This is a genomic window from Roseomonas sp. TS2 (assembly GCF_058833935.1).
On record NZ_JCACVY010000165.1, the window covers coordinates 1 to 9722 of the forward strand.

The window sequence follows — 9722 nt, forward strand, 5'->3', positions numbered from 1 at the left end:
GTGGGAACGCGAGGCTGTGATCGACGTTACCTAGCTCCCGGCCCTCCGCAGGGGCAAACTGCGTCGCGACCAGGACCGTGGCCAGGCGAAGGCCCGCAACAGCACGGAGAACCCCGCATGGCGTTGGATTGGCTGCCCAGCGCGCTGGACCTGGCGCGCTTCCAGTTCGCCTTCACCATCACCTTCCATTTCCTGTTCCCGGCCTTCACCATCGGCCTGGCCAGCTTCCTGGCGGTGCTGGAGGCGCTGTGGCTCTCCACGGGGCGCGCCGTCTACCTGGACGTGTTCCGCTACTGGCTGAAGGTCTTCGCCATCGCCTTCGCCATGGGCGTGGTGTCGGGCGTGGTGATGTCCTACCAGATCGGCACCAACTGGTCTGTCTTCGCCGACCGCACCGGCAACGTGCTGGGGCCGGTGATGGGCTACGAGGTGCTGACCGCCTTCTTCCTGGAGGCGGGCTTCCTCGGCATCATGCTGTTCGGGCTGGAGCGGGTGGGCAAGAAGCTGCACTTCGCCGCCACCTGCCTCGTCGCCATCGGCACGCTGATCTCGGCCTTCTGGATCCTCTCGGCCAACAGCTGGATGCACACGCCCGCCGGCCACAGCATCCTGCCCGATGGCCGCTTCATGCCGGAGGATTGGTGGGCGATCGTCTTCAACCCCTCCTTCCCCTTCCGCTTCGCCCACACCGTCACCGGCGCCTACCTGACCACGGCCTTCATCGTCGGCGGCGTCGCCGCCTTCCACCTGCTGCGCGACAGCCGCAACGAGCGCACCCGCACCATGTTCTCCATGGCGATGTGGATGGCGGCCATCGTGGCGCCGATGCAGATCGTGCTGGGCGACTTCCACGGGCTGAACACGCTGGAGCACCAGCCGCAGAAGGTGGCCGCCATGGAGGGCCACTGGGAGCGGCAGCGCGGCGCGCCGCTGATCCTGCTCGGCCAGCCGGACATGGCGGCGGAGGAGACGCATGTGCTGCTGGAGATCCCGCGCCTCTCCGGGCTGATCCTGACGCATGAATGGGATGGCGAGACGCCCGGGCTGAAGGACGTGCCGCCGGAGGAGCGGCCGACCAACGTGCCCCTGGTGTTCTGGGCCTTCCGCGTGATGGTGGGGCTGGGCACGGCGATGGCGACGCTCGGCCTGCTCTCCCTCGGCCTGCGCTGGCGCGGCCGCCTGTACGACACGCGCTGGTTCCTCCGCGCGGCCCTCGTCATGGGCCCGGCGGGGCTGGTGGCGGTGACGGCGGGCTGGATCACCACCGAGGCGGGGCGGCAGCCCTACACCGTCTATGGCCTGCTGCGCACCGCCGACAGCGTCTCGCCGCTGGCGGCGCCGGCGGTGGGCGCGTCACTCCTGGCCTTCATCGTGGTGTATTTCATCGTCTTCGGGGCGGGCGTCTGGTTCCTGTTCCGGCTGTTCGGCCAGCCGCCGCACGTGGCCGAGGAAGGCCCGGAGGAGACACAGCCGATCCGCACCAGCGGCATCACCCCGGGGCCGGCCATGCACCACGCCGGCCCGCATGGCAGCGCCCTCGGCGACTCGCCGAAGCGGCATTGAGGAGGGACGCCCGATGGAACAGCACCTGCCCCTGATCTGGGCCGTCCTGATCGCCACCGCCGTGTTCCTCTACGTGGTGATGGACGGCTTCGACCTCGGCCTCGGCATCCTCTTCCCCTGGTTCACGGAAAAGGACGAGCGCGATGTGATGGTGAACTCGGTGGCGCCGATGTGGGACGGCAACGAGACCTGGCTGGTGCTGGGGGGCGCCGGGCTCTACGCCGTGTTCCCGCTGGCCTATGCCACCATCTTCCCCGCCCTCTACATGCCGCTGATCCTGATGCTGCTGGCGCTGATCTTCCGCGGCGTCTCCTTCGAGATGCGGTTCAAGGCGCACAATGCCCGCGCCCAGCTCTGGTGGGACCGCGCCTTCTGCTGGGGCAGCTACGTGGCCGGCTTCTGCCAGGGCATCGCCCTCGGCGCGCTGGTGCAGGGCATCGAGGTGCGGGACCGCGCCTATGCCGGCGGCTGGTGGGACTGGCTGACCCCCTTCTCGCTGCTCACCGGCTTCGCCCTGCTGGTGGGCTACGGGCTGCTCGGCGCCTGCTGGCTGATCTGGCGCACGGAAGGGGATATCGCCAGCAAGGCGCGCCACCATGCGCGGCGGCTCGGCATCGGCACCCTGGGCTGCATCCTCCTCATCAGCCTGATCATGCCCTTCCTGCAGCCCTATTTCCGCGAGCGCTGGCTGACCCTGCCCTGGATGCTCTACGCCGCCCCCGTGCCGATCCTGGTGGCGGTGTTCGCCTGGCGCTTCTTCCGCGCCATCCCCGCCACCGAGGCGCGCGAGGCCGAGGCCCCGCACGACCCCACGGGGCGCGGCTTCCGCTGGCGGGACGGCGCCCCCTTCCTCTACGTGCTGGGCTGGTTCTTCCTCTCCTACACCGGGCTCGGCATCAGCCTCTGGCCGAACATCGTGCCGCCCTCGGTCAGCATCTGGGACGCGGCGGCCTCGCCGGCCTCGCAGATGTTCCTGCTGGTGGGCGCCTCGGTGCTGATCCCCATCATCCTGGCCTACACCGCCTATGTGTACTGGCTGTTCCGCGGCAAGGTGCGCGTGGGGGCGGGCTACCACTGATGCCCCCCCTGCTGCGCCGCCTCGGCTGGTTCGTGCTACTCTGGGTTGCAGGCGTCGCTGCGCTCAGCACCGTAGCGCTGCTGATCCGGTGGGCGCTGGGACAGGGCTAGGCCGAACCCACGCGAGGGTTGAGATTGGCCGGATGGAGGGGCAGCAGGCCGCCTCTTCGCTTAACCCGATATAAATCAACATCTTAACGAAAAATTCCATGCCGGAGGCGCAAGCCGGGTCGCCCGATTCTCTATTTTTTAAGTTCATTCTTGTTCTTGATACGTCTCAAAGATGAAAAACCTCTTCCTCAGCCTGACGGAAATGGTAAGAATGCACGCATAGATTGTGGAGAACCAAACGATGCGTGTGCTTCTGGTTGAGGACGATCTGACCACCGCCCGCGGCATCGCCATGATGCTGAAGGCCTCCTCCATGATCGCGGACATCGCCGGCACCGGCGAGGAAGCGCTCGAACTGGCCTCCCTCTACGACTATGACATCGTGATCCTGGACATCATGCTGCCGGACATGGAGGGCTACGAGGTGGTCCGCCGGCTGCGCGGCAACCGGGTGGAAACCCCGGTGCTGATCCTCTCCGGCCTGTCCCGCCCCCAGGCCAAGGTGAAGGCCTTCGGCATGGGTGCCGACGACTTCATTACCAAGCCCTTCGACCAGCAGGAGCTGATGGCGCGCATCCAGGCCATCATCCGCCGCGCCAAGGGCTTCAGCCAGCCCACCCTCTCCATCGGGCCGCTGACGCTGAACCTCGGCTCCCGCGAGGTGCGCGTGAACGACCGCGAGGTGCACCTGACGGGCAAGGAATACGCCATCCTGGAGCTGCTGACCCTGCGCAAGGGCCTGGTGCTCACCAAGGAGGTGTTCCTGAACCATCTCTATGGCGGCATCGACGAGCCGGAGGCGAAGATCATCGACGTCTTCATCTGCAAGCTGCGCAAGAAGCTGGCGCAGGCCGGCGCGGGCGAGCTGATCGGCACCGTCTGGGGCCGTGGCTATGTGCTGCGCGACCCGCTGGGCATGGGCGCCCGCTTCCCGATGCCGGAGCTGCCGCAGCCAGCCGCCGCGGCCCAGGCCACCGCCCAGCCGCGCTCCGCGGTGCCGGCCTGAGGCATGGCCCCAGGGGGCCGGGGGCACAGCCCCCGGCCCGGCCTGTCAGCTCGCGGCACTGACCGCTCCGGCCAGCGCGTAGACACCCCGCTCGCCAGTCACCGCCACCAGCCGGTCCGTCAGGCCCAGCACCGTCTCCGCGCCACCGAGATAGAGCACGCCATCCGGCGCCAGCTGGGCGGCCAGCGCGTTCATCACCTTCCCCTTGGTGGGCGGGTCGAAATAGATCAGCACGTTGCGGCAGAAGATCACGTCGAAGCGCCCCAGGGGCCGGTGGTCCGCCAGCAGGTTGCGCTCCTCGAAGCGGGTCATGGCGCGCAGCTCGGGCGCGACGCGCCACTTGCTGCCCTCCTGCTTGAAGTACTTCACCAGCATCTGCACCGGCAGGCCGCGCTGCACCTCGAACTGGGTGAAGCTGCCCTCCCGCGCCCGCTCCACCACCTCGCGCGACAGGTCGCTGCCATAGATCTCGGCGTTCTGGATCCCCAGATCGCGCAGGATGATGGCCACCGAATAGGCCTCCTGCCCCGTCGAGCAGGCCGCCGACCAGATGCGGATCTTGTGCGTGGCCGGCCGCGCCGCGCGCAGCTTCGGCAGCAGCCGCCGCAGATGGTCGAAAGGCTTGCCGTCGCGGAAGAAGCTGCTTTCGTTCGTCGTCAGCGCCTCGGTCACGGCGCGCGCCAGGATCTCCGCCCGCGGATCGCGCAGGCGCATCGCCAGCGCATCCAGGGAGGCGAGGTTCTCCTGCTTCAGGATCGGCGCCAGGCGGGTCTCCAGCATATAGGCCTTGTCCGGTGTCAGCACGATCCCGGACCGTGTCTTCACCAGCCCCGCGATCGCGGCGAAGCTTTCCGTGTTCATGCCATTCCTCCGGCCGGGCCGTGGCCCGCCTTTCCAATATGCGCCAAGGCCTTGTCGGCCAGTTGCTCGGGCGGGGCGAGGAACTGCGCCAGCCCGGCCTTCGCCACCGCGCCGGGCATGCCCCAGACCACGCTGGAGGCCTCGTCCTGCGCCAGGACCAGCCCTCCGGCGGCCGCCACCGCCTTGCAGCCCAGCATGCCGTCCTGGCCCATGCCGGTGAGTATCACCGCCAGCACCCGCCCCTCGCAGGCCGCGACGGCGCTGCGCAGCATCGGGTCCACGGCGGGGCGGCAGAAATTCTCCGGCGGGTCCGTGTTCAGCCGCGCCACCAGGCCGCCGCCGCCGCCCTCCAGCACCAGGTGGCGGTCGCCGGGCGCCACATAGAGGCGGCCGGGGCGCAGCGCCTCGCCATCCTTCGCCTCCGCCGCCGGCGGGCCGCCCAGCCGGCCGAGATGGTCGGCCAGCATGGCGGTGAACCCCGCCGGCATGTGCTGCACCACCACCACCGGCACCGGCAGGGGCGTGCTGAGCCGCCGCACGAAGGCCGCCAGGGCCTGCGGCCCGCCGGTGGAGGAGCCGATGGCCAGCAGCCGCGGCTTCGGCACCACCGCCGGCATCGGCCGCAGAACCACCGGGCCGGAGAGAAGCGAAGCGCCGGGCGGGGCCGGCGCCGCAGGCAGGGGCTGGCTAGGCTGCGGCGCGGCCGCCCGCGCGGGCGGCACGGGAAGCGGCGCCGAGGCCGCCGGCATGGATGGCGCCGACACGGAGGGCGCCGACACGAAAGGCGCCGGCAGGGGCACCGTGGGCTGGGCCGCGGACGGCGCGGCCGGCGGTGGTGTCACCAGCGGCGGCGCGGCGGCGGCGCCCGGCGCCGGCTGAGCCGGCCCGGGGACAAACCCGCGCATGCGGGCCCACCCCTTCACCTTGGCCACCAGGTCGGCCCGGAAGTTGGCATCGTTCATGCCGCCATTGGCGGCGCTCGGCTTCGGCACGTAGTCGGCCGCGCCGGCGCGCATCGCCGCCATGGCCGCCGCGGCGCCGCTCTCGTTCTGGGCGCTGGAGACGATCACCGCCAGGTTGGGGTGCGTCTTCAGCAGCAGGGGCAGCGCCGTCATGCCGTCCATCACCGGCATCTCCAGATCCAGCAGCATGACATGCGGGCGAGCCTCGCGCGGCAGGCCCATCAGGGCATCGATCGCCTGCTGCCCGTTGCCGACACTGCCGACGAGCTGCAGGTCCGGGTCGGCCTCGAGGAGGCGGGCATAGGCCGAGCGCACGGTCGTGCTGTCGTCGCACAGCATCACCCGGACCCTCCGGTTGCCCGCCGCCCCGCTGGGCGGCAGGCTTCTCACAGCTCGGCGTCCTCCGGCAGGAAGCCCAGCTGCACCAGCTTGCCCGTCACGATCTCGTCGTCGAAAGGCTTCATGATGTATTCCTGCGCCCCCGCGCTCAGCGCGGTGACGATGCGGTCGAACTCGCTCTCGGTGGTGCAGAGCATGATCACCGGCTCGTCCGGGCCGAACTCGGCGCGGGCGGCCTTGAGGAATTCCAGCCCGTTCATCACCGGCATGTTCCAGTCCAGCATCACCAGCCGGGGCAGGCTCTCGCGGCAGGCCTCGAGCGCCTTCTGCCCGTCCTCCGCCTCGCGCACCTGGAAGCCATGGCGCTCCAGGATGCGGCGTGCGGCCTTGCGGACCACGCGGCTGTCATCCACCACCAGGCAGTTCACGGCCTCGTTCATTGATCGTCTCCCTTTCAGCCGATCGCCAGGATGCGGTCCACATCGAGGACGATGAGCAGGCGCTCATCCTCCTTGTGGACCCCGCGCGACACATCCCGCCAGAGCGGGTCGAGCGTCGGCGGATTGGCAGCGAACCCCTCCTCGGGCAGCGCCAGAACCTCGCCCACCGAATCCGAGAGCAGGCTGTAGAGCTCGCCGCTCTGCTCCACCACCACGCTCATCGGCGGCGGCGCCCCCGCCTCGCGCGGCGGCAGGCCCAGCCGCCGGCGCAGGTCGATCGCGGTCACGATGCGGCCGCGCAGGTTCAGGCTGCCGGCCACCTCGCGCGGCGCCAGCGGCACCCGCGTGATGGCCTGAGCCGCCAGGATGTCCCGCACCGCCAGCACCGGCACTCCGCAGAGCTGCCCCGCCACCGTCAGGGTCAGGAACATCGCGGCGGCGCTCTCTGTCACCGCGGCAACGGCGCGTTGCGTGCTCGGGGGCATTTGCGTCTGCATGACCTTCCGCTCCTCAGCTGATGACCGGCGTGGCGAGGCATTCGCTCAATGCGGCCAAAAGCGCCTCACGCTCCGATTTGCCCACATATTCGTTGAAGCCCGCCTCGCGCGCGCGCCGCACCTGCTCGGCCTCGACCCGCCCGCTGAGCGCGATCATCGGCAGGGACTGCCATGTGCCGGATTCCCGCACCGCCCGCGCCAGGCCGATGCCGTCCAGGTCCGGCATCTCGATGTCGGAGACGATGATGTCGAAGGGCGCCCCCTGCTCGCGCAGCTGCAGCGCCTGCAGGCCGGTGTCCACCGCCGTCACGTCGTAGCCGGCGGCGGTCAGGCCGGGCACCAGCAGATGGCGGAAGAAGGCGCTGTCCTCCACCAGCAGCACGCGCTTGCGCGCGGCCGCCGGCGCGGTGCCGCGGAACCAGTCGTCCCCCGCCTGGTGCAGCCACCAGGCGCAGTCGATCACATCCGTCACCTTGCCGCAGATCACGGCGCTGCCGAGGAAGCCCGGCTGCTCGCTGGCGCCCTCGATCAGCAGGTGTTCCTCCACCACGTCGAGGATGGTGTCGACCATCAGGCCCATGGCGCGGTCGCGGTCGTTGAACACCAGCACCGCCTGGCGCTTGCCCGGCTCGGGCGGCATCCAGCCGCCGGACATGGCCACCAGCGGCATCAGCTTGCCGCGGTACTGCACCAGCGTCTTGCCGCCCGAATGCTCGATGCTCTCGCCCGGCAGGTCCTCCAGCCGCGCCACGAGGCCGAGCGGCACCGCCTTCGGCGTGTCGTCCCCGGCGCGGAACAGCAGCAGCGCCGTCCGCTCGCTGGAGCGGTGGCCGCGCATCCCCTCCGGCCCGCGCGAGGCGTCCTCGCTCGGCCCGTCGGCGCCGACGCCGGTGGCGCGGGCGATGCCGTTCGGGTCGAGGATCATGATGACGCTGCCATCGCCCAGGATGGTGTTGCCGCTGAACATCGTGACGTGGCGCAGGATCGGCGCCACCGGCTTGACCACGATCTCCTCGGTGTCGAACACCTTGTCGACGATGATGCCGAACACGTTGGCGCCGACCTGGGTGACGACGACGAAGCCCGCATCCCGCCGCCCCTCATCCGCCGCGTGTTCCAGCTGCAGCAGGCGGGAGAGCGAGACCAGCGGCAGCAGCCGGTCGCGCAGCCGCATCACCGGCGTGTCGTGGATGCGCTCGATCTGCGCGCCCTCGGCGCTGCCGCCCGCGCGCACCAGCTCCACCACGCCGATCTGCGGGATGGCGAAGCGCTCGCCCCCCGCCTCGACGATCAGCGCCGAGACGATCGCCAGCGTCAGCGGGATCTTGATGAAGAAGGTCGTGCCCTTGCCCTCGGTCGAGCGCAGGTCGATCGTGCCGCCGATCTTCTCGACATTGGTCTTCACCACATCCATGCCGACGCCGCGGCCGGAGACGGAGGTGATGGCGGCGGCGGTGGAGAAGCCGGCGCGGAAGATGAAGTGCTGGATCTCCCGCTCGCTCATGCTGGCGACCTCGGCCTCGGTGGCCAGGCCCTGGCCCACCACCTTGGCCTTGATCTTGTCCACCGCCAGGCCGCGCCCGTCATCGCCGATCTCGATGATGATGTGGCCGCCCTCGTGATAGGCGTTGAGCAGGATGCGCCCCACCTCCGGCTTGCCGGCGGCGCGGCGCTGCTCGGGGTTCTCGAGGCCATGGTCGCCGCTGTTGCGCACCATGTGCGTCAGCGGGTCCTTGATCAGCTCGAGCACCTGGCGGTCGAGCTCCGTCTCGGCGCCCTTCATCACCAGCTCGATCTTCTTGCCCAGCTCGTTGGCCAGGTCGCGGACGATGCGCGGCAGCTTCTGCCAGGCATTGCCGATCGGCTGCATGCGGGTCTTCATCACCCCCTCCTGCAATTCGGAGGTGATGTGGGAGAGGCGCTGCAGCGGCACGGTGAGCGCCGCGTCGCTGCGGGCGCGGACGAGCTGGAGGAGCTGGTTGCGGGTCAGCACCAGCTCGCTGACCAGCGTCATCAGGTCTTCCAGCACGTCGACCGAGACGCGGATGGTCTGCGCCGGCGTGATCGGGCCACCGCTGGCGGCGGCGCGGCAACCGGCTCGGTCACCGCCTCGGGGGCGGGCGGGGCCTCGGCTGGCTTCTCGTCGCCGAAGCTGGGCATCTCCGGCTCGGCCGCCGCCGGCATCTCGCCACGCCAGGCGGCGTCGAGCGAGGCAATCAGCGCGGTGTCGTCGCCCACCGGCTCGCTGCCGGTGTTCTCCAGGCCGGAGACGATGCCCTTGAGGCAGTCCAGCGCCGAGAGGATCAGGGTGATGCCGGCCGGCGTCACCTTGAGCGAGCCTTCGCGGTACTTGCCCAGCACGTTCTCGGCGGCATGCGCCACCTTCTCCAGCCGCGAGAGGCCGAGAAAGCCGCAGGTGCCCTTGATCGTGTGGACGTTGCGGAAGATCTCCGACAGCGTCTGCCGGTCGTCCGGGGCCTTCTCGAGCTTCAGCAGCGCGACATCGAGCGCGGCCAGCCCTTCATTCGTTTCAGTCAGAAAGTCGGCGAGAAGATCGTCCATCACGGTCCCCGACAGGCTGGGTTCGGCTCAGCCTGGGGGCCGGATGGCGAAGGAAAGGTAAATGTGGTGCCTTCAGCCTCCGGGGGCGATTCGCAGGGCGTCCGGCTCCGACTCGGGCGCCAGCGCCACCCGCCAGCCGGCGGCAGCGGCCAGGCGCAGCAGCAGCAGCGCGGGGGCGGCGCGGGCCCCCTCCACCGCCTCGCCACGCAGCAGGGCCGGCAGCGCCGCGGGCCAGGCGCGCATGGCACCCTCCGGCCGCAGCACGAAGCCCTCGCCCTGCGGGGCCAGCGTCACCGTGCCGCCG

11 protein-coding genes are annotated in these 9722 nt (G+C 70.2%); 4 read left to right on the plus strand and 7 right to left on the minus strand.

Annotation, left to right across the window (positions count from 1 at the left end):
* Nucleotides 1-117: 117 nt before the first annotated feature.
* From ACZJYS_RS19470 to ctrA, 4 genes are all read left to right on the plus strand, one after another.
* Nucleotides 118-1563 carry a cytochrome ubiquinol oxidase subunit I gene (locus ACZJYS_RS19470; RefSeq protein WP_109516548.1) on the plus strand — a complete coding sequence of 482 codons (1446 nt, stop codon included), beginning with the start codon at nucleotides 118-120 and terminating at the stop codon, nucleotides 1561-1563.
* A 13-nt stretch (nucleotides 1564-1576) separates the two neighbouring features.
* On the plus strand, nucleotides 1577-2641 hold the full coding sequence (gene cydB, locus ACZJYS_RS19475) for a cytochrome d ubiquinol oxidase subunit II (protein WP_109516547.1): 1065 nt from the start codon (nucleotides 1577-1579) through the stop codon (nucleotides 2639-2641).
* Nucleotides 2641-2751, plus strand: coding sequence for a DUF2474 family protein (locus ACZJYS_RS19480; RefSeq protein ID WP_146201858.1), 111 nt, complete (start codon nucleotides 2641-2643; stop codon nucleotides 2749-2751). The genes cydB and ACZJYS_RS19480 overlap by 1 nt, the downstream gene beginning before the upstream one ends.
* Before the next feature lie 241 nt (nucleotides 2752-2992).
* Nucleotides 2993-3757 carry a response regulator transcription factor CtrA gene (gene ctrA, locus ACZJYS_RS19485; RefSeq protein WP_109516546.1) on the plus strand — a complete coding sequence of 255 codons (765 nt, stop codon included), beginning with the start codon at nucleotides 2993-2995 and terminating at the stop codon, nucleotides 3755-3757.
* Nucleotides 3758-3802: 45 nt separating this feature from the next.
* Here ctrA and ACZJYS_RS19490 read toward each other — a convergent pair whose 3' ends face one another.
* The 7 genes from ACZJYS_RS19490 to ACZJYS_RS19520 form a co-directional block, all read right to left on the minus strand.
* The gene (locus ACZJYS_RS19490) at nucleotides 3803-4618 is read right to left on the minus strand and encodes a CheR family methyltransferase (RefSeq protein WP_109516545.1); all 816 of its coding nucleotides are present in this window, start codon (nucleotides 4616-4618) and stop codon (nucleotides 3803-3805) included.
* Entirely contained in the window at nucleotides 4615-5919 is a 1305-nt protein-coding gene (gene cheB / locus ACZJYS_RS19495) for a chemotaxis-specific protein-glutamate methyltransferase CheB (RefSeq protein WP_493180011.1), read from the minus strand. Before cheB ends, ACZJYS_RS19490 begins: the two co-directional genes overlap by 4 nt.
* 47 nt (nucleotides 5920-5966) lie before the next feature.
* Nucleotides 5967-6359 (minus strand): response regulator, encoded by a 393-nt coding sequence (locus ACZJYS_RS19500; protein WP_109516543.1) that lies wholly within the window; start codon nucleotides 6357-6359, stop codon nucleotides 5967-5969.
* A 14-nt stretch (nucleotides 6360-6373) separates the two neighbouring features.
* On the minus strand, nucleotides 6374-6856 hold the full coding sequence (locus tag ACZJYS_RS19505) for a chemotaxis protein CheW (protein ID WP_109516542.1): 483 nt from the start codon (nucleotides 6854-6856) through the stop codon (nucleotides 6374-6376).
* Nucleotides 6857-6869: 13 nt separating this feature from the next.
* Nucleotides 6870-8870, minus strand: coding sequence for a hybrid sensor histidine kinase/response regulator (locus tag ACZJYS_RS19510; protein WP_493180012.1), 2001 nt, complete (start codon nucleotides 8868-8870; stop codon nucleotides 6870-6872).
* The gene (locus tag ACZJYS_RS19515) at nucleotides 8870-9418 is read right to left on the minus strand and encodes an Hpt domain-containing protein (protein WP_493180013.1); all 549 of its coding nucleotides are present in this window, start codon (nucleotides 9416-9418) and stop codon (nucleotides 8870-8872) included. Before ACZJYS_RS19515 ends, ACZJYS_RS19510 begins: the two co-directional genes overlap by 1 nt.
* Before the next feature lie 72 nt (nucleotides 9419-9490).
* A partial coding sequence (locus ACZJYS_RS19520) for a histidine phosphotransferase family protein (protein WP_493180014.1) occupies nucleotides 9491-9722 on the minus strand: 232 nt, incomplete at its 5' end.

Bases quoted from the DNA above. Each gene is read 5' to 3' on its own strand.
- cheB (WP_493180011.1), bottom strand. From the start codon at position 5,919: ATGCTGTGCGACGACAGCACGACCGTGCGCTCGGCCTATGCCCGCCTC.
- ACZJYS_RS19515 (WP_493180013.1), bottom strand. From the start codon at position 9,418: ATGGACGATCTTCTCGCCGACTTTCTGACTGAAACGAATGAAGGGCTG.
- ACZJYS_RS19500 (WP_109516543.1), bottom strand. From the start codon at position 6,359: ATGAACGAGGCCGTGAACTGCCTGGTGGTGGATGACAGCCGCGTGGTC.
- ACZJYS_RS19510 (WP_493180012.1), bottom strand. From the start codon at position 8,870: ATGACGCTGGTCAGCGAGCTGGTGCTGACCCGCAACCAGCTCCTCCAG.
- ACZJYS_RS19505 (WP_109516542.1), bottom strand. From the start codon at position 6,856: ATGCAGACGCAAATGCCCCCGAGCACGCAACGCGCCGTTGCCGCGGTG.
- ACZJYS_RS19480 (WP_146201858.1), top strand. From the start codon at position 2,641: ATGCCCCCCCTGCTGCGCCGCCTCGGCTGGTTCGTGCTACTCTGGGTT.
- ctrA (WP_109516546.1), top strand. From the start codon at position 2,993: ATGCGTGTGCTTCTGGTTGAGGACGATCTGACCACCGCCCGCGGCATC.
- ACZJYS_RS19470 (WP_109516548.1), top strand. From the start codon at position 118: ATGGCGTTGGATTGGCTGCCCAGCGCGCTGGACCTGGCGCGCTTCCAG.
- cydB (WP_109516547.1), top strand. From the start codon at position 1,577: ATGGAACAGCACCTGCCCCTGATCTGGGCCGTCCTGATCGCCACCGCC.
- ACZJYS_RS19490 (WP_109516545.1), bottom strand. From the start codon at position 4,618: ATGAACACGGAAAGCTTCGCCGCGATCGCGGGGCTGGTGAAGACACGG.